15 protein-coding genes are annotated in these 18,722 nt (G+C 71.7%); 12 read left to right on the top strand and 3 right to left on the bottom strand.

What is annotated here, in order from left to right; translation table 11 throughout:
- Nucleotides 1–18 precede the first annotated feature (18 nt).
- Genes ACIBG6_RS08115 through ACIBG6_RS08105 form a run of 3 tightly spaced genes read right to left on the bottom strand, consistent with a single transcriptional unit; the run spans nt 19 to nt 4,037 of the window.
- Nucleotides 19–255 carry a phosphopantetheine-binding protein gene (locus ACIBG6_RS08115; protein ID WP_329619490.1) on the bottom strand — a complete coding sequence of 79 codons (237 nt, stop codon included), beginning with the start codon at nt 253–255 and terminating at the stop codon, nt 19–21.
- 32 nt (nt 256–287) lie between these two features.
- Entirely contained in the window at nt 288–1,502 is a 1,215-nt protein-coding gene (locus ACIBG6_RS08110) for a cytochrome P450 (RefSeq protein WP_399221735.1), read from the bottom strand.
- Between the two features lie 6 nt (nt 1,503–1,508).
- Nucleotides 1,509–4,037 (bottom strand): AMP-binding protein, encoded by a 2,529-nt coding sequence (locus ACIBG6_RS08105; protein ID WP_399221734.1) that lies wholly within the window; start codon nt 4,035–4,037, stop codon nt 1,509–1,511.
- Between the two features lie 255 nt (nt 4,038–4,292).
- On the opposite strand from ACIBG6_RS08105, the gene ACIBG6_RS08100 reads away from it, so the two are divergent.
- From ACIBG6_RS08100 to ACIBG6_RS08045, 12 genes are all read left to right on the top strand, one after another.
- Nucleotides 4,293–5,315 carry a VOC family protein gene (locus tag ACIBG6_RS08100; RefSeq protein ID WP_399221733.1) on the top strand — a complete coding sequence of 341 codons (1,023 nt, stop codon included), beginning with the start codon at nt 4,293–4,295 and terminating at the stop codon, nt 5,313–5,315.
- Nucleotides 5,312–6,421 (top strand): alpha-hydroxy acid oxidase, encoded by a 1,110-nt coding sequence (locus ACIBG6_RS08095; RefSeq protein ID WP_399221732.1) that lies wholly within the window; start codon nt 5,312–5,314, stop codon nt 6,419–6,421. The genes ACIBG6_RS08100 and ACIBG6_RS08095 overlap by 4 nt, the downstream gene beginning before the upstream one ends.
- Nucleotides 6,418–7,746: a PLP-dependent aminotransferase family protein gene (locus tag ACIBG6_RS08090; RefSeq protein WP_399221731.1), complete on the top strand. Its 1,329-nt coding sequence runs from the start codon at nt 6,418–6,420 to the stop codon at nt 7,744–7,746. The genes ACIBG6_RS08095 and ACIBG6_RS08090 overlap by 4 nt, the downstream gene beginning before the upstream one ends.
- A gap of 5 nt (nt 7,747–7,751) precedes the next feature.
- The gene (locus ACIBG6_RS08085) at nt 7,752–8,819 is read left to right on the top strand and encodes an N-acetylneuraminate synthase family protein (RefSeq protein WP_399221730.1); all 1,068 of its coding nucleotides are present in this window, start codon (nt 7,752–7,754) and stop codon (nt 8,817–8,819) included.
- Nucleotides 8,803–9,612 carry an SDR family oxidoreductase gene (locus ACIBG6_RS08080; protein ID WP_399221729.1) on the top strand — a complete coding sequence of 270 codons (810 nt, stop codon included), beginning with the start codon at nt 8,803–8,805 and terminating at the stop codon, nt 9,610–9,612. The genes ACIBG6_RS08085 and ACIBG6_RS08080 overlap by 17 nt, the downstream gene beginning before the upstream one ends.
- A gap of 26 nt (nt 9,613–9,638) precedes the next feature.
- Entirely contained in the window at nt 9,639–11,600 is a 1,962-nt protein-coding gene (locus tag ACIBG6_RS08075) for a transketolase C-terminal domain-containing protein (protein WP_399221728.1), read from the top strand.
- Nucleotides 11,576–12,250, top strand: coding sequence for an RraA family protein (locus tag ACIBG6_RS08070; protein WP_399221727.1), 675 nt, complete (start codon nt 11,576–11,578; stop codon nt 12,248–12,250). Before ACIBG6_RS08075 ends, ACIBG6_RS08070 begins: the two co-directional genes overlap by 25 nt.
- Complete coding sequence (gene rfbD / locus ACIBG6_RS08065; RefSeq protein WP_399221726.1) at nt 12,250–13,140, top strand: dTDP-4-dehydrorhamnose reductase; 891 nt, start codon at nt 12,250–12,252, stop codon at nt 13,138–13,140. Before ACIBG6_RS08070 ends, rfbD begins: the two co-directional genes overlap by 1 nt.
- Nucleotides 13,140–13,787, top strand: a complete 648-nt coding sequence (locus ACIBG6_RS08060; protein ID WP_399221725.1) for an HAD family hydrolase — start codon at nt 13,140–13,142, stop codon at nt 13,785–13,787. Before rfbD ends, ACIBG6_RS08060 begins: the two co-directional genes overlap by 1 nt.
- 1 nt (nt 13,788) lies before the next feature.
- Entirely contained in the window at nt 13,789–15,072 is a 1,284-nt protein-coding gene (lat, locus tag ACIBG6_RS08055) for an L-lysine 6-transaminase (RefSeq protein WP_399221724.1), read from the top strand.
- A 126-nt stretch (nt 15,073–15,198) separates the two neighbouring features.
- On the top strand, nt 15,199–15,414 hold the full coding sequence (locus ACIBG6_RS08050; RefSeq protein ID WP_399221723.1) for an MbtH family protein: 216 nt from the start codon (nt 15,199–15,201) through the stop codon (nt 15,412–15,414).
- 300 nt (nt 15,415–15,714) lie between these two features.
- Nucleotides 15,715–18,564, top strand: coding sequence for an AAA family ATPase (locus ACIBG6_RS08045; RefSeq protein ID WP_399221722.1), 2,850 nt, complete (start codon nt 15,715–15,717; stop codon nt 18,562–18,564).
- Nucleotides 18,565–18,722 lie beyond the last annotated feature (158 nt).

The raw sequence follows: 18,722 nt of genomic DNA, 5'->3' as shown, positions 1-18,722 counted from the left end.
GTCTTGTCGATCGGGCGGTCAGGATCGATCCGGGGACCGTTCCCCGGACAGGCCGAGCTGGCCGGCGAAGTCCGCGAGCACGGGGTGCTCCAGCAGGACCCGGACCCGGACCGTGATGCCGAGGCGCCGGCGCACCGCGGCCACCACCTCCATGGCGGCCAGCGACTGACCGCCCAGGGCGAAGAAGTCGTCGTCGTCCTCGACCGGGACGCCGAGAACCTCCTGCCAGATCTCGGCGATTGCGGTGGTACCCATTGTCTATCAGCTCCTAAGGGGTGTCTTGCCGATCAGGCCGGGAAGAGCCGCACCGGCAGGCTGGTCAGTCCGTGGATGAAGTTGCCGGTGCTCCAGACCGGCGTTCCGGCCGGTTCGACCGTCCGTACGCGGCGGATCAGCGCGGTCAGCAGAGCGGTCAGTTCGAGCCTGGCCACCCGGGCCCCGACGCAGACGTGGGGCCCCCAGCCGAAGGCGAGGTGCCGGTTGGGGGTGCGGTCGGGCCGGAAGGTGTCCGGGTCGGCGAAGACGGCCGGGTCGCGGTTGGCCGAGCAGATCCAGGCGGTCACGTGGTCGCCGGGCAGCAGGTCGGTGCCGGCGACCGTCACCGGGCGGGTCACCGTGCGCAGCGCGTGCAGACCGGGGCTGGTCCAGCGCAGGATCTCCTCGACGGTGGTGGGCAGCAACTCCGGCGAGGCGCGCAGCGCCGTCCACAGATCGGGCCGGTCGGCGAAGACCAGCAGCGCTCCGGCCGCGGCGTACCGGACGGTCTCGCTGGCACCGGTCAGCACGCCGCTGCAGTTGAGTATCAGCTCGCCGTCGGTCAGGTCGCCATCGGCCGCGAGCAGTGCGCTGATCAGGTCGTCGCCGGGGCGGGCACGGCGCCGGGCGATCACGTCGGCGAAGTAGCCGAAGATCTCCGCGTTGGCGTCCAGCCGGTCGATCGGGTCGGGGGAGTCCAGGCCGTCGGTGGTGAGTCTGCCGATCAACGGCCAGTCGGCCCGGGGCAGGTCCATCATGGCGCAGATGACCTGGTTGGGCAGCCGCTGGGTCAGGTCGCCGACGGCGTCCCGGACCAGTGGCCCGGCCGTGTCGTCCGGCCGACCCCCGACGGGCCCGCCGACACCCGACCCGACCACCTCGTCCACCAGATCGGTGACGCCGGCGACGATCCGGTCGTGCCAGAGACGCAGCGACGCCGGGGTGAACGGCGCACCCACCACGCGGCGGATCCGGCCGTGCCGCGGCGGGTCGCTGACCACCATCATCCGGTCGGCGACCAGGCGGGCCGCCTCGTCCGTGCCGCCGATCCTGATGCCGGCGCGGGAACTGAACGTGGCCGGATCACCCAGGACCGTATGGACGTCGTCGTACCGGGCCGCCACCCAGAACCCGGGGCCGTCCGGCTCCGGATGCCAGGTCAGGCCGGGGCGGGCGCGGACGGCCGCGAGCTGGTCCAGGAACCGGTGCCCGGAGAAGACGTCCGGCGTGAGCAGGTCGATGTCCATCGCCGGTCAGCGCGCCTCGATCACGGAGAACGGCGACTCCGGGATCGCCACGGCCTCGTGCATGCGGTAGCCCGCGGCCTCCAGGATCCGGGCGAACCCGGCCCGGTCGCGTTCCCGGCCGCCGGTGAGGACCATCATGCCGAGGTCGCTCCAGCGGCTGATGTGCTGGGAGCCGTCCTCCGGCACGAGCATCTCGATCACGAGGAGCCGGCCGCCGGGCGCCAGCCCGCGACGGCTCGACCGCAGGATCTCCACCGCCTGGTCGTCGGTCCAGTCGTGCAGGACGCTGCACAGGAGGTGGGTGTCCGCGCCGGTCGGCACCGAGGCGAAGAAGTCACCGGGCACCGTGCGGCAACCGGGGACCCCGCCGCGGAGGTTCACCTCGTCGATCACCGTGGGGCGGTCGAACAGGATGCCGCTCGCGTGCGGGGCCGCCGAGAGGATCTCGCCGAGGAGGAAGCCGTCGGCGCCGCCGATGTCGAGGATGGTCTCCGACCGCGACCAGTCGACGGCCTCGGCCGCCTGGCGGTACAGACGGCCGGTACGCTCCCGCATCCGGCGCAGGAACGCGAGGTTCGCGCCGCGCTGGGTGTTCTTGACCCCGAAGAAGTCGCCGTCGTCGCCGGCGAAGGATGCCGCACCCGTGCGGAACGTGTCCGTGGCGCGCAGCCAGGCCAGTTGGCTCTCGGCGTTGACCAGCGACGCGGAGAGGCTCTGCGGGTCGTCCCTGCGCAGCCGCGCGCCGAGCGCGGTCAGCCGGAAGCCGGTGGCGGAGTCTCCGGCGAAGAATCCGGCCGCGCCGAGGGCGGACAACAGCCGGCCCAGAGCGTCCGGGTCGGCGTCGATCAGCTCCGCCGTGGTCGCCACGGGCTGCGTGGCCGAGGCGTCCATGACATCGGCGACGCCGAGTTCGATGGCGATGCGCAAGGCGTGCGGCAGCACCGCGACCATGCTGTCGTCGACGAGCGTGAGGTAGTCCTCCACGATCTTGTCGATGGCCCCGGCGGTCTCGCCGGAGGCGGCCCCGGCGGCCTCGGCCGTGGTGGTCTCGGTGGTCTCGATGTACGTGGTCATCGTCAGCCCTTTTTTTGGGGTCGGGACGCGCAGCAGCAGCTCTGTCACGGCTCGGTGATCCACCTTGCCGTTGGCGTTGTGGGGGAGTTCGTCGAGGCGGCGCACCAGATCGGGCACCAGGTGGCCGGGGAGCCGGTCGCGCAGCTCCGCACGGACCTGGTCCGGGTCCGCGTCGCCGGTGAAGGCCAGCGCCAGGCGTTCGTACGCACCGCTCCGGCCGGCGAGTGCCACCGCCACACAGTCGCGTACGCCGGCGCGGCCCGCGGCGTGGCTCTCGACCTCGCCCAGCTCCACCCGGTATCCGCGGATCTTCACCTGCCGGTCGGCGCGGCCCAGGAAGTGCAGCACCCCCTCGGCGTCGCGTTCGGCGCGGTCACCGGTGCGGTACACCCTCGTCGGCACACCCTGGACCTCGACGGTGACGAACCGCTCGGCGGTGCGTTCCGGGTCGCGCAGGTATCCCTGGGCCAGCCCGGCGCCCGCGACGCACAGTTCGCCGTCGATCAGGTGGACCTCCGTGCCGGGCACCGGCCGCCCGATGGGCACGCCGTGCGGCCGGTCGCAGTCCTCGGGCCGGATGCGATGCATGGTGGTGAAGGCGAAACTCTCCACCGGGCCGTAGCAGTTGTGGACGGTCGTGTCCGGGTGTCCCAGCAGCAGTGCGCGCACCGGCTCGGGCGCCAGCCGTTCACCACCGATGAACATCAGGTCGACCCCGCGGAAGCAGTCGGGGTCCAGCCGTACCAGCAGGTTCACCACGGACGCGACCAGCACGAGGGTGTTCACGCCGTGTTGCTCGATCAGGTCGCGCAGGGCGTCCGGCAGCAGATGGTCCTCGTCCGGCAGCACCACGGTGCCGCCCCGGGACAGCATGCCCCAGAGCTCCAGTCCGCAGGCGTCCCAGCCGACCGGGGCGAGCTGCGGCAGCACCCGCCCGGGCCCGAAGGCCGCCAGGGGGCCGCTGTCGAAGAGCCGCAGCACGGCCCGGTGCGGAGTCACCACTCCCTTGGGGGCGCCGGTGCTGCCGGAGGTGAAGAAGACACAGGCCGGGTCGTCCGGCCCGATGTCCGCCCGGACCGTCCGGGACCCGGGTACGGGCGCGGGCGCGGACGGCGGTGTCCAGCACGGTGCGCCGGCGAGGGGCGTGTCCGTGACGAACAACGGTGCCCGCAGCAGGCGCAGCAGTTCCCGTACGCGCTCGTCCGGCCACTTCACGTCGATGGGGCAGTAGGCCGCACCCGTCTTCAGCACGGCAAGGAGCAGCGTCACCATCCGGGCCGAGCGGGCGACGCGTACCGGCACCAGGGAACCCGGTCCCACCCCCGCCTCGGCGAGCGCGGCGGCATACGAATCCGCCGTCGAAACAAGTCGGGAATAGGTGACCGGGCCGTCGTCGTCAATCAGCGCAATATGGTCGCCGTATTTTGCCGCGCACTCGTCGAGTACCTGATGAATCAACACGTACCGCTCCTTGTCCGCAGCTTCGACCGCACGCATATTCACCTGCCGCCGTGGTGCGCGCAACCCCTACGAACCCCATAGCGGATACCCCGGTACCCAGGTGCGGCAAGGCGCGTTCCGCACTGTTGGGCGGCTCGCAGCGGCGCGCATTGACATTCTTCCGTGATCGTCCGTAGCGTTTTTTCGTCGCGGTACCGGGATCTGACAATTCTTGTTCCCGCCGTTGAAACCGATTATCGAGCCTTGGGGGAATTCGTGTCGTCCGCACCCCAGACCAGAAATCAGCACGCTGTCGACGCCGGGATCGACCACATCACACTCTCCGTCGATGACGCCCGCTCCCGGGCGGCCGAGTTCGTCGACCGCTACGGCTTCGAGGTGATCGCCGAGGGGGACACCCCGGAGTTCACCGCCGTGGCCGTGCGCCAGCGGGACGTCGTCCTGGTGCTGCTGGAGGGCCGCACCGACGACCATCCGGCCACCCGGTTCGTCGCCCGGCACGGCGACGGTGTGAGCGACATCGCCCTGCGGGTGGAAGCGCCGGACCACACGGTGCTCGACGCCTTCGGCGATGTCACGCACACCTTCGTGAGCCGGCCGGCCGGTGAACCCTGGTCGCTGCCCGGCATCGCACCGGTGCGCACCGAGGAGACCACAGGGACCACGGCGACGACCACGGGACCGGCGAAGCGTCACCTGCTGTGCGTCGACCACATCGCGGTCTGCCTGGAGACCGGCGAACTGGACCGGACCGTCGAGTCCTACGAGCGGACGCTGGGCTGGCAGGTGGTGTTCGAGGAGGACATCCACGTCGGCGCGCAGGCCATGCAGTCCAAGGTGGTGCAGAGTCCGTGCGGGCGGGTGACGCTGACGCTGCTGCAGCCCATGAGCGGTGCCGTCCCGGGCCAGATCGACGACTTCCTGAGGAAGCACGGCGGCGGCGGTGTGCAGCACCTGGCCTTCGCGGTACCGGACATCGTGGACGCGGTCGCCGATCTCGGCACCGCCGGCGTACGGTTCCTGGCCACGCCCGAGTCCTACTACGAGGACCTCGAGGAGCGGCTCGGGTCGTCCGCCCATCCGGTGGCGGAGCTGCGCAAGTACAGCGTGCTCGCCGACCGGGACCACGACGGTGAGCTGTTCCAGATCTTCACCCGGTCCGAGCACCCGCGCCGCACCCACTTCATGGAGATCATCGAACGCCGGGGCGCGACCACCTTCGGCAGCAACAACATCCGCAAGCTGTACGAGGCGGTCGAGCGACAGGACCTGGCGTGACGAGCGGATCGGCCGTCCTGGCGACGGATCCGCTCACCCTCGCCGATGTCGAGGACCGTGCCCGCGCCGTACTGGCGCCCGAGGTCTACGACTTCGTGGCCGGCGGAAGCGGTGGCGAGTCGACGCTGAACGCCAACCGCAGCGCGTTCGACCGGTGTCACCTGGTCCCGCGCGTCCTGTCCGGGGTCGACACCGCCGACACCAGGACCACCCTGCTGGGGGTGCCGGCGTCGATGCCCGTCGCCGTGGCACCGATGGCGTTCCACTCGCTGGTGCACCCGGACGGCGAACCGGCGGTGTCCCGCGCGGCGGCCGCGGCGGGCGTCCCCTTCACGGCGGCGACCCTGGCCAGCTGCCCGCTCGACGAGCTGGCCTCGGCCGGCGGTGACCTGTTCCTCCAGCTGTACTGGCTGCGCGACCGGGCCCGCACCGAGTGGCTGATCGGCGAGGCCGAGCGGCTCGGCGCCCGCGCCCTGATCCTCACCGTGGACGTTCCGTTCATGGGCCGCCGGCTGCGCGATCTGCGCAACGGGTTCGCCGTGCCGGCGCACGCCGCACCGGTGAACCTGGCCGACGGCCAACGCGGCGGAGGACAGAGCGTCGGCGGGCACGCGGCCTCGGTGATCGACCCCACACTGTCCTGGTCCGACGTGGACCGGGTGCGGCGACGGACGCGCTTGCCGTTGGTGCTCAAGGGAGTTCTCGACCCGGCGGACGCGCGGCGCGCGGTGGACCTCGGCGTCGACGGCCTGGTGGTGTCCAACCACGGAGGCCGCCAACTGGACGGCGCCGTGCCCAGCCTCCTGGCCCTGCCCGCGATCCGGGACGAGGTCGGCGACGCCTGCGAGGTGCTGCTCGACAGCGGCGTGCGCAGCGGCACCGACGTCCTGCGCGCACTGGCCCTCGGCGCGTCCGGGGTGCTGCTCGGCCGGCCGGTCCTGTGGGGACTGGCCTCCGGCGGGGAGCAGGGAGTGACCGGCGTGCTGGAGCTGCTGCGCTCGGAACTCGAGGTGTCGATGGCCCTCGCCGGGGCGCCGAACGTGGCCGCGGCCGGGTGGCTGGGCGTGCGGTGGGGGTCCGGAGCGTACGGACGGGAGGAGTCATGACCGAGTCCTCTCGCACCTCGACGGCACGGCCCGGGACGGTGCTGGACCTGGGCGACCTGCACGGGTCGCTGTCCGATCCGGCGCTGTTGTCGATGAACCTGCTGAACGAGGTGTCCGACCGGTACCCGGACGCGGTCTCCTTCGCGCCAGGACGGCCGGACCCGGGCGGGTTCTCGATCGAGGACGTCCACCGGTACCTGCGTACCTGGACCGAACACGTCACCGACGGCACGGCCCGAGGCGCGGAAACGGCCCGCAACCGGCTCTACCAGTACGGCAGAACCAAAGGCGTGATCCAGGACCTGGTGGCCCGGAACCTCGCGACCGACGAGAACATCCACGTCGACCCCGAGTCGATCCTGGTGACCGTCGGCTGCCAGGAGGCCATGGTCCTGGCGCTGCGCGCACTGCGCGCCGGCGACGGCGACGTCCTCCTGGCCACCGAACCGGCCTACGTCGGCATCACCGGCGCGGCCCGTCTGGTCGACATGCCGGTCGTACCGGTCGACAGCGGCACCAGCGGCATCGACCTGGGCGACCTGGCGGCCAAGGTGCGGGGCGCACGCGAGGCCGGTCTGCGGCCCCGCGCCTGCTACCTCGTGCCCGACTTCGCCAATCCGACCGGGCTCAGCCTCGACGTACCGAGCCGGCGCCGGCTGCTCGACCTGGCCGCGGAGCTGGACATCCTGATCATCGAGGACAATCCGTACGGCTTCTTCGGCGACGGCGCGCCCCCGAAACCGACGCTCAAGTCGCTGGACACCGGACATCGGGTCGTCTACCTCGGCTCGTACGCCAAGACCGCCCTGCCCGGCGCCCGGATCGGGTTCGTGGTGGCGGATCAGCCGGTCGTCCGGGACGGAGAGGTCCTCGGCACCCTCGCCGACGAGCTATCGAAGATCAAGAGCATGATCACGGTCAACACCCCGCCGATCGCGCAGGCGGTCATCGGCGGCAAGCTGCTGGAGAGCGGCTTCGCGCTGCGCGAGGCGAACCGGGACGCCACCGCGCGGTACGGACAACGGCTGCGACACCTGCTCGACGGCCTCGCCGCGCGCTTCCCGACAACATCGCCGGTCACCTGGAACCGACCCGACGGCGGATTCTTCCTGGTCGTCACGGTGCCCTTCGTCGCCGACGACGACCTGCTCGCCTACTCGGCCGAGCGGCACAAGGTCATCTGGACGCCGATGCACCACTTCTACGCGGCGGGGGGCGGACAGCGGCAGCTGCGTCTGTCCTGCAGCTCGCTCACGCCGGAGGAGATCGATCTCGGTCTGGACCGGTTCGCTTCGCTGGTTACCGATCTTCTGGAAAGGACCTGAGCACGATGAGAGCGCTGACGGTAAACGATCGGACCATCTCTGATGACACCGACGCCTATGTGATCGCGGAGATCGGCCACAATCACGAGGGCGACCTGGGCAAGGCGGAGGAGCTGGTACGCCAGGCGGCCGCGGCCGGAGCCAGCGCGGTCAAGCTGCAGAAGCGGGACAACCGCCTGCTCTACACCAAGGCGATGTTCGACTCCCCGTACCCCGGACGCAACAGCTTCGGCCCGACGTACGGAGCCCACCGCGAGTTCCTGGAGTTCGGCACCCACGAGTACACCCATCTCCAGCAGCTGTCGGCCGAACTCGGCGTGGACTTCTTCGCGACCGCCTTCGACTTCGCCAGCGTGGACTTCCTGGCCGAGCTCGGCGTGCCGGCGATCAAGATCGCGTCCGGGGACATCAGGAACACACCGCTGCTCGCCTACGCGGCGAAGGTCGGCAAGCCGCTGGTCGTGAGCACCGGCGGCGCCGACATGGAGTCCGTGCGGCGCGCCTGCGGCACCATCCTGCCGATCAACCCGGACCTCGCCCTGCTGCAGTGCACGGCGATGTACCCGGCCGAGCCGGAGGAGTTGAACCTGGCGGTGCTCGCCACGTACCGGGCCGAGTTCCCGGACACGGTGGTCGGCTTCTCCGGGCACGACCTCGGCCCGCAGGCCGCCTGGACCGCGTACGCGCTCGGCGCCCGGGTGGTGGAGAAGCACGTCACCCTCGACCGCACCCGGCCCGGCAGCGACCACAAGTTCTCCATGGAGCAGGCGGACATCGCCGAACTGGTCGACGGCCTGCGCCGGGTGCGGCGCTCGCTGGGCAGCCGGGACAAGGAGGTCCTGGACGGCGAACGCCCCGCGATGAGCAAGATGGGCAAGAAGCTCGTCGCCCACCGGGACCTGCCGGCCGGGCACCGCCTCACCCTGGAGGACGTGGCGATCAAGTCGCCGGGCGACGGGCTGACGCCCGACCGGCTCGCCGACGTGGTGGGCCGCCGCCTCGGCCGGCCGCTCGCGACCGACGCCGACATCACCCTGGACGACCTGGTGGACGGCGATGCCGGCCGCGATTGACCTGACCGGCTCGGTCGCCGTCGTGACCGGCGTGTGCGGAAAGCTCGGCGCGGTGTGGGTGGACGCCATGCTGGGCGCCGGTGCCGACGTGGTGGGCCTGGATGTCCGGGACGCCCGCGGGCCGGACCTGCGGGCGGTGCTCGACCGGCATGACCCGAAGAGGTTCACCACGCTGGTCGCGGACGTCACCGACACCGAAAGCCTGCGCCGCGCGCTCGACGACTGTCTCGAACTGGCCGGCGAGCCGACCGTTCTCGTCAACAACGCCGGTGTCGACAGTCCTCCGTCGGCCGACGGCACCGGCTGGCGCTTCGAGGACATCCCGGACGAGGTGTCCGGCGGCGTCCTCGCGGTCAACGCCCAGGGGACGCTGCGGATGTGCCAGGTGTTCGGGTCGAGGATGGTCCGGCACGGCGGCGGCTCCATCGTCAACATCGGCTCGATGTACGGCGGCCTCGCCCCCGACCCGCGGATGTACGAGCACCTGCCGGTGGACCCGCCGTTCCTGAAACCGCCCGCGTACGGCATGTCCAAGGCCGGCGTCGCCGCGCTGTCGCGGTACCTCGCGGCGCTGTGGGGTCCGGCCGGGGTACGGGTCAACACCTTGTCGCCGGGCGGTGTGCTGGGCGCGCAGGACCCCGTGTTCCGCGAGAAGTTCGACGCCCGCGTGCCGCTGCGGCGGATGGCCCGCGCCGAGGATCTGACCGGACCGCTGCTGTTCCTCGCGTCCGACCTGAGCCGCTACGTCACCGGCACCGAACTCGCCGTGGACGGCGGGTTCAGCTGCTGGTGACCCCGACCCATCCCCGAGGAGATTGCATGGACAGGTCCTTGGCCTGGATACCGCGTACCGAGTTCGAGCGGGTACTGGGCCACGTCGACGATCCGTACGAAAGGGCCGTCGCCTTCGCGGCGATGTCCCGGATCAACACCCTCTACATGATCGCGCGTGCCGGGTCGGGACACATCGGTTCCAGCTTCAGCGCCGCCGACGTGGTCAGCTGGCTGTTGCTGGAGGAGCTCCACCGGCCGTTCGAAGCGGACGGCGACGTGTACTTCTCGTCGAAGGGACACGACGCGCCCGGACTGTACGCCGCGATGATCGCGCTCGGACATCTGGACGAGGACCTCCTGCACCGGCTGCGGCGGATCGACGGCCTGCCCGGGCACCCTGACGTCGGCACCCCCGGAATGCCCTTCAACACCGGTTCCCTGGGCATGGGCATCTCCAAGGCGAAGGGCCTGATCCTCGCCCATCGCCTGGCCGGCCGGGTCTCCCGGGTGGTGGTGATGACCGGCGACGGCGAGCTCCAGGAGGGCCAGAACTGGGAGGCGCTGCCCAGCGCCGCGCGGTACGGGATGGGCGAGCTGACGGTGGTCGTCGACCACAACCGCATGCAGTCCGACACGTTCGTCACCGACGTCAGCGATCTCGGTGACCTGGCGGGCAAGTTCACCGCCGCGGGCTGGGGCGTGCTGCGCTGCGACGGGCACGACCCCCGGCAGCTCCAGCAGGCGTTCACCCGCCGCGCCGCGGACCACCCGGAGCAGCCCGTGGTGATCATCGCGGACACGGTGAAGGGCGGCGGATGCCCCACGTTCGCCGCGACCTCGATGGCACCCGGCGAATGGCGCTACCGCCACCACAGCGGCGCGCCGAGCCCGGAGGACTACGGCTCCGCGTACAAGGAACTGGTCGACACCGCCGACGAGATACTCCGCAGGCGCGACCTGCCGGCCCTCCGGCCGGTCGAGCGCACGCTGGACCTGCCCGTGAAGCCGGGCGGGGTACGGCTGCCCGAGCTGTACGGCCGCCTGCTCACCGAGGCGGCACACGACGATCAGCGGATCGTGGCGCTGGACGGCGACCTGGTGCTCGACACCGGCCTGATCCCGTTCCGCGAGGCCCACCCGGACCGTTTCGTCGAATGCGGCATCGCCGAGCAGGACATGGTCTCGATGGCGGGCGGACTGGCCGCGGGCGGTCTGCGGCCGTTCGTGCACTCGTTCTCCTGCTTCCTGCACGCACGACCCAACGAGCACATCTACAACAACGCCACCGAGCGGCGGCCGGTGGTCTATGTCGGCTCGCTCGCCGGGCTGTTGCCCGCCGGGCCCGGACACTCGCACCAGGCGGTCCGCGACGTGTCGGCGCTGTGCGCCGTCCCCGGCCTGACCATCCTGGAACCGTCCCACCCCGCCCAGTTGGCCGCCGCCCTGAGCTACTGCCGATCCACCGCGGACAGCGTCTACCTGCGGCTGTCCAGCCAGCCGGTCCCCGCCGACCTGGTGGATCTGCCGCCCGCGCCCCTCGTGGTCGGCCAGGGACAGGTCCTGCGTACCGGCGGCCGAGCCGTCGTGTTCGGCGCCGGCCCGGTGGTCCTCGCGCAACTGCTCGCCGCCGCCGACCTGCTCGCCGCACAGGGCGTCGAGCTGACCGTGGTGGACCTGCCCTGGCACAACCGGGTCGACCCGGTGTGGCTGGGCGAGCTGCTGACCGGCGTCCGGCACGTCTTCGTGGTCGAGCACCAGTTCGGCAGTGGTGGTCAGGCCGACCTGATCGCCCGGCAACTCCTTGAGACGGGCGCGGGGGACGGGGTCGCCTTCCGCGGCATCGGCCTCACCGACGTACCGCGCTGCGGCACCGACGCGGAAGTGCTCGCCGCACACGGCATGGACGCGGCGCACCTGGCACAGCTGATCGGCGGGGACGTCCTGGACGCCACCCGCACCACCCGACCGACGGGAGAGACACCGTGGAAACTGTCCGCAACGAGCTGAACCGGCCGCCCGAGGAGATCGTCGAGGGCTTCCGCGCGGTACTCGCCGAGTACAGCCCGAGCTGCCTGGTCACCGACGCACGCCGGCGGGTCGGCGCGATCGGCGGGCTGCTGCCGGTGAAGCACCACCACAAGATCGCCGGACCGGCGCTCACCGTCAATCTGTCGATCGACGACCTGGTCGACTGCATGCCGGTGCTGGCCCGGGCGCAGCCCGGTGACGTGGTCGTGGTGGCCTGCCACGGCACCACCCGCACCGCGATGTGGGGCGGGCTGATGTCCACCCTGTCGCGGCAGATCGGTCTGGCCGCCGGCATCGTCGACGGCGCCATCCGCGACGTCGACGAGATCCGCGACCTGGACTTCCCGGTCTGGTACCGCAGCACCGTCCCGAGGCCCTCCCCGACCGCCGTGCACGACCGCACCGAGCCGGTCCAGGTCAACGTGCCGGTGGTGATCGACGGCCAGGTGATCAACCCCGGGGACATCGTCGTCGCCGACGAGAACGGCATCGCGGTCGTGCCGCAGGGCGAGGCCGAGACCGTCCTCGCGCACACGAGGATGAACATCGACAGGGAGCGGGTGATCCGCGAGAAGATCAGCTCCGGCCTCTCGGTCGCCGAACTGATCGCCGAGTTCGGACACCTGTGATGCGCGTCTACCTCACCGGCGCGGACGGGATGCTGGGCACCGCGCTGCGCCAGGAGCTCGCGACGCGGCCCGAAACCGCCGACTGGCCCGTCCTCGGGGTGTCCCTCTCCGACTTCGACATCGGCGACGAGACGGCCGTCCGGGACTCGATCGCCGACTTCAAGCCCGACGTGGTGGTGCACACCGCCGCGAACGCGGTCGTGGACTCCTGCGAACGGGACCCGGCGCTCGCCCTGCGGGTCAACGTCGGCGGCACCCATCACGTCGCGGAGGCCTGCCGACGGCACGGCAGCCGGCTGATCTACATCTCCAGCGACTACGTGTTCGACGGCCGGGCACCCGGTCCGGCCGGGTACAACGAGGACGACATACCCGCCCCGGTCAGCGTGTACGGCCTGAGCAAACTCGCCGGCGAGCGGATCGTCGAGGCCGTGCCCGACCACCTCGTGGTCCGCACGTCCTGGCTGTACGGCGGTACCGACCCCCGCCTGGACCAGGTGCTCGCCGCCGTCCACGAGTTCCTCGACGGCGGCCGCCCGCGACTGATCGACGACCAGTTCAGCAGCCCGACCTACATCCCCGACCTGGCGTCCGCGCTGGTACGGCTGCTGCCCGGCGCCCTGGCCGTCCGCGGCCTGCTGCACATCGCCAACCGGGGCCGGGCGAGCTGGTACCAGGTGGGCATGGCACTCGCCGAACGCCTCGGCACCGCTCACCCCGTGCCGATGTCCATGGACGACGCCGGCTTCGTCGGCGGCCGGCCGCGCGACTCACGCCTGGACAGCACCCGCGCGGCCGCCTTCGTCCACGCGATGCCCCACTGGACCGACTCCCTCGCCCGGTACTGCGCCCGGCTCACCGCCGTCGACCGAGGCACGGTGAACCACTGATGTCCGAGCCGCCGTTCCTGCTGCTCGACTTCGACGGTGTCGTGTGCGACACCGAACGGGCCGCGCTGCTGGCCTGGCAGGACCTGTACGACCGGCTCGGGGTGCCCCTGAGCGATGAGGTACGCGCCGGGATGCTCGGCAACTCGGCCGGCGCCCGGGTCGCACTGGCCGACCTGGCCGACCGGCTGGGCCGGCCGGTCGAGGACGGCGAGTGGGCCTGGCAGCGGCGGCGGCGCACCGCCCGGTGCGCCGCCGCCCCGGCCCGGCCCGGCGTGGACCGGCTGCTGCGCACCGCCGAGGGCGCGGCGATCGTGTCCAGCAGCCCGGCCGCCTGGGTGGAGGAGCACCTGCGGCGGCTCGGGCTGCGGCACCACTTCGCCTTCCTCGTCACCGGCGACGACACCGACCGGCACAAACCGGAACCGGACCTGTACCTGCTCGCGCTGAAGCGCGCCGGGGTGGGTGCCGACGACGCGCTGGCCGTCGAGGACTCCCCGCGAGGGGTCCGGGCCGCCCAGGCCGCAGGCCTACGCTGCGTGGCGGTGCCCTGGGAGCCGGCCGGGGCGCCCGGCCTGGCCGGTGCCGACGCGGTGCTGCCGAGCCTGAACGAGCTGGATCTGCGGAGCTATCGGCAAGACGAGGTGTGACATGGAGATCACGGCGGACAACGCCCTGGAGGAACTGTCCCGGCACGTCCTGATGGACGGCCTGGACCTCGTACTCGACCTGGACCGCAGCCGCGGCAGCACGCTGGTCGACGCGCGCGGCGGCGAGGAGTACCTGGACCTGCTCACGTTCTACGGCTCACTGCCCCTGGGCATGAACCACCCCGACATGGCCGGCGACCCGGCGTTCCTCGCCGAACTCACCCGGGCCGCGCTGCACAAGGTGACCAACTCCGACATCTACACCGCGCAGTACGCGCGGTTCACGGCGACGTTCAGCCGGGTACTCGGCGACCCGAGGCTGCCGCACCTGTTCTTCATCGACGGCGGCGCCCTGGCGGTGGAGAACGCGCTGAAGGTGGCCTTCGACTGGCGAGCGCAACGACCCCGACGCGACCCGACCGTGCCCCTCGAAGTCCTGCACATGGAGGGCGCCTTCCACGGACGCAGCGGCTACACGCTGAGCCTGACGAACACCTCGCCGACGGTGACCGCCCGGTACCCGGCGTGGACATGGCCGCGCGTCCCGGTGCCCGAGGCCGGCGCCGAACGGGACGCGGTCGAGGTCGCGCGACGGCACCTGGCCGAGCGCGGCGACCGGATCGCCTGCTTCGTCGCCGAACCGATCCAGGGAGCCGGCGGCGACCGGCACCTCGGCAGGGAGTTCCTGCTGCGCATGCAGGACCTGTGCCATGAGTACGACGTGCTGTTCGTCCTCGACGAGGTGCAGACCGGCTGCGGCATGTCCGGCGCGCCGTGGACGTACCAGCGGCTCGGACTCGCACCGGACGTGGTGGCCTTCGGCAAGAAGACGCAGGTGTGCGGCCTGATGGCGGGCGGCCGGGTGGACCAGGTGCCCGAGGGCGCCCTGGCCGTGCCGGACCGGCTCGGGTCCACCTGGGGCGGCAACACCGCGGACATGGTGCGGGCCACCCGGATCCTGGAGATCGTCGAACGGGACGGCCTGATGGAGGCGGCCGACACCAAGGGCGAACACCTGGGCCGACTGCTCGCCGACCTGGCCGCCGCCCATCCGACCCTGGTGAGCAACGTGCGCGGCCTGGGCCTGATGTGGGCGTTCGACCTGCCCGACACGGCACGACGCAAGGAGACCCTGGACCGCCTGCGTCGCAGCCACCGCGTACTCCTCCTGCCCGGCGGCGCACGCGCCGTACGCTTCCGCCCGGCCCTGACCATCGGGCTCGACGACCTGGACAAGGCAGTCGCCGCGGTGGACGCCGTTCTCACCACGATGAGCGTGCGCTGAACCACGCGGCCGGCCGGAATAGTCGCCACGGGGGCGTAGGGGTTATAGGGGTTGTCGAGAGGTGGCGGCGCGGCCAGAATATGGGCGGCTCTGTAATTCGGCAGCGATAAAGGGGTGCCCTGACTCATGAGCAATCCGTTCGAGGATGAAAATGCCTCATACCGCGTTCTGACCAATGCGGAGGAGCAGTATTCTTTGTGGCCGGATTTCGCGGAGGTCCCGGCCGGCTGGACCGTCGCCCTGCCGAGTGCGAGCCGGCAGGAGTGCCTCGACTACGTGAACGAACACTGGGTCGACATGCGGCCCAAGAGCCTCGTCGACGCCATGCGCCAGGCCGACTGACGCGCCCGCCCCAAGGCCGCCAGGGAACACGCGATGAGGTCGCGTGATCCCTGGCGGCTTCCGCGTGGGCCCGTTCCGCATTGAATTCCCGCACTCGTGATTCTCTCGTTCCGCATCGCGGTGGACGCCGGCGCCTGTGGCCGCCGATAGCGCGCCGATAGCCGGTCGATGAGCCGGGCGGCGAACATGGGTCGAGTCGGCGACCGGAACGCCCGGTCCGCGGGTGGTGACGGCGTGAGGCGAGATCACGACCACCGCGCAGGCCATCGACGAGGGCGCGCTGCGGAGACACATGCGCTGATGGCGCGGCACACGTATGCGACCTACTGCCTGGCCGAGGAATGGCTTTCTCTCTTTCTCACCGACCCATGGGAGGAGTTCGCGGTGGAACTGGTGGAGCGCGAAGCACCGTTGGCGCTACTGACCGCGCTGGCCGAACAGGCGCGGGCCGGACACGGACGCGCCGTGCTGGTCTCCGGAGCGGTGGCAGCGGGCAAGAGCGTGCTCGTGCACGACTTCGCCGACCGCGCCCTGAGCCTGGGCATGCTTCCGTTGTCGGCGCTCGGATCCCGGGACGAGCGGCACCTGGTCCTGGGCGTCGTGCGGCAGCTGGTGGACGACGCGCCGCTGGACGCCCAGGACCGGGCGCGGGCCGCGGCGCTGATCGAGGAAGGCGTACGCGCCGCCCGGTGCCAGGACACCGGCGAGCAGGTGGACGACGGCATCGTGCACGGCCTCAGCACCGTTCTGCTGGAACTGGCCGAACGCTGCCCGCTGTACATCGCCGTCGACGACGTGGAGCAGGCCGACCAGGCCTCACTGACGTGCCTCGCGTACCTGGCACGGCGGCTGAACAGTGCCCGGGTGCTCGCCGTGTTCACGCACAGCGGGCACGGGTGCGACACCGACTTCCGCTTCGGGGCCGACCTGATGCGGCAGCCCAACTGCCACCGCGTCGAGGTGACGCGGGTCTCCCCGGCGGGCGTCCGGCAGCTGATAGCCCAGCACCTGGGCGAGGTGACCGCCGAAGAGCGGTCCACCGACTGGCACGCCTACAGCGGAGGCAACCCGCTGCTCGTCGAGGCGCTGGTCCGCGACCACCTGGGCGGTGGCGAGGCGGGTCCGCGCTACCGCGAGGCCGTACTGTCCTGCGTGCGCCGCGGCTGCCCGGACATGGTCCGCGCGCTGAGCGGCTACGTGGTGCTCGGCGAGCTGGACAACCTGGACCGTCTGGTGGACCTGAGCCCGGCCCGGACCACGGAGGCGGTGCACGCGCTGATCGCCGGCGGGCTGCTCACCATGGACGGCTTCCGCCACGAGGCGGCCCGCGCCGCGGTGGTCGGCGCGATCGACGCCGACGAACTCGCCCGGCTGCACGCCCGTGCGGCGGTCCTCGCCCACGAGCGAGGCGCCGGCACCGCCGTGGTCGCCGGCCACCTGCTCCACTCCGGTGCGCCGACCGCCGGCAGCGTGCTGGAGGAGCCCTGGGCACTGCCGACGCTGGAGGACGCCGCCGCGCACGCCCTGCGCGACGGCGCCGCCGTCCGTGCGGTGGACTGCCTCCGGCTGGCCCGGCTGATCTGCGCGGACTCGCTCCGGCGGGCACGCATCACCGCCGCCCTGATCCGGGCCGAGTGGAGCATCAACCCCGGGGTGTCCAGCGGCCGGCTCGGCGAACTCGTCGAGGCGATGCGCAAGGGCTGCCTGCGGGGTGCCGACGCGCTCACACTGGCCCGGGCACTGCTCTGGCACGGCCGCTTCGACCAGGCCCAGGAGGTCCTCGGTCACCTGGCCGGAGCCGGTCAGGTGACCGACCCCGAGGCAGCCACCGAGCTGCAGATCACCCGGCGCCGGCTGCGGCACACCTACCCGTCGTTTCTGGCCGCGCTCGGCCCCCGGTCAGGCGCCGGACGTCCGCCCACGCACTCGGTGAGCGCCGACCGCCGGTTGCAGGCGGTGTCCGCGCTGGCCGCCGTCGTCAGCGACGGGCCCCATCAGGAGGCCGTCAACGTGGCACAGCGGGTGCTCCACGGCACCCGGCCGGACGAGTTGTCCACCGAGACCGTCGAAAGCGCCCTCCTCGCCCTCGCGTACAGCGGGCGAGCCGAGCATGCGACGACCTGGTGCGATCTGTTCCTGGACCGGATGCGGTCGCGGCACACGCCGAGCCGACAGGCGAGGCTGGGCGCGGTACGGGCCGAGATCGCCCTGCGCCGAGGTGACCTCACCGACGCCCAGCGACACGCGAGCGAAGCGCTCGCCACCCTGCCGGCGATCAGCTGGGGAGTGACCGTCGGCGCCCCGCTGAGCACCCTGATCCTGGCCACCACCGCGATGGGCCGCTACGACGAGGCACAGACCTACCTGGACCACCGCGTCCCGGAGGCGATGTTCTCCACCCGCTACGGCATGCACTACCAATACGCGCGGGCACGGTTCGGGCTTGCCACCGGCCATCTGGAGATGGCCCTGGAGGACCTCCTCCGGTGCGGCGCCACGCTGCGCCAATGGGGGATGGACACGCCTGGCCTGATCCCGTGGCGCACCGACGTCGCCGAGGTGTACCTGGGACTGGGCCGCCCGGACGACGCCAAGCGGATACTCGAGGAACAGTCGGCCAAGTTCAGCGTGATGCCGAACCGGGTCCGCGGCACCGCGACCCGGGTCCTGGCCGGAGCCAGCGCTCCCGGGCACCGGCCGACGATGCTGCGCCAGGCGGCCGAACTGCTGCAGTCCGACGACGGCGACCGGTACGAACTCGCCCTGGCCTTCGCCGACCTGGCCCGGGCGTACCGGACCCTGGGCGAGTTCCGGCGCGCCGCGGCGGCCGAGCGACGCGCGGTCATCGTGGCCGCCGACTGCCACGCCGAGGCACTGGTCCGGGGCCTGGTGGTGGAGAGCACCACCGCGCTGCCGACACCGGACGCCGGCGGCGACGGGCTCACCGAGGCGGAGCGCCGCGTGGCCGCGATGGCCGCGGTCGGCTGTTCCAACCGGGAGATAGCCGAGGGTCTGCACGTCACGGTCAGCACGGTCGAGCAGCACCTGACCCGCACGTACCGAAAGCTCCGCATCAGCCGGCGCGCGGACCTGCCGTCCCTGCTGGGCGGACCGGCGATGGGGGACCTCACCGCAGCGCGACGGCGGTGACCACGGTGCCCGGACCGCGTGCCTGACCCCGACTCCCCACCCTGCATCCCGCCCCGGAACCCCCTGCCACTTGAGCAACACCGCTCACTGGACAGACCCGATCGGGTTAGGTAGATATGACGTTGGTGCGTAGCTGACCGGCGGAAACTATGGCGGGG

This window comes from Streptomyces sp. NPDC050842, assembly GCF_044456565.1.
Lineage (GTDB): Bacteria > Actinomycetota > Actinomycetes > Streptomycetales > Streptomycetaceae > Streptomyces.
Note: the sequence above shows the minus strand (reverse complement) of the source record. Positions and strands in the feature narration are given on the sequence as shown.

Excerpts from the sequence above, each read along its gene's own strand:
- ACIBG6_RS08080 (WP_399221729.1), top strand. The coding sequence starts at position 8,803 with ATGCCGGCCGCGATTGACCTGACCGGCTCGGTCGCCGTCGTGACCGGC.
- ACIBG6_RS08085 (WP_399221730.1), top strand. The coding sequence starts at position 7,752 with ATGAGAGCGCTGACGGTAAACGATCGGACCATCTCTGATGACACCGAC.
- ACIBG6_RS08045 (WP_399221722.1), top strand. The coding sequence starts at position 15,715 with ATGGCGCGGCACACGTATGCGACCTACTGCCTGGCCGAGGAATGGCTT.
- ACIBG6_RS08110 (WP_399221735.1), bottom strand. The coding sequence starts at position 1,502 with ATGGACATCGACCTGCTCACGCCGGACGTCTTCTCCGGGCACCGGTTC.
- ACIBG6_RS08115 (WP_329619490.1), bottom strand. The coding sequence starts at position 255 with ATGGGTACCACCGCAATCGCCGAGATCTGGCAGGAGGTTCTCGGCGTC.
- ACIBG6_RS08060 (WP_399221725.1), top strand. The coding sequence starts at position 13,140 with ATGTCCGAGCCGCCGTTCCTGCTGCTCGACTTCGACGGTGTCGTGTGC.
- lat (WP_399221724.1), top strand. The coding sequence starts at position 13,789 with ATGGAGATCACGGCGGACAACGCCCTGGAGGAACTGTCCCGGCACGTC.
- ACIBG6_RS08075 (WP_399221728.1), top strand. The coding sequence starts at position 9,639 with ATGGACAGGTCCTTGGCCTGGATACCGCGTACCGAGTTCGAGCGGGTA.
- ACIBG6_RS08050 (WP_399221723.1), top strand. The coding sequence starts at position 15,199 with ATGAGCAATCCGTTCGAGGATGAAAATGCCTCATACCGCGTTCTGACC.
- rfbD (WP_399221726.1), top strand. The coding sequence starts at position 12,250 with ATGCGCGTCTACCTCACCGGCGCGGACGGGATGCTGGGCACCGCGCTG.
- ACIBG6_RS08090 (WP_399221731.1), top strand. The coding sequence starts at position 6,418 with ATGACCGAGTCCTCTCGCACCTCGACGGCACGGCCCGGGACGGTGCTG.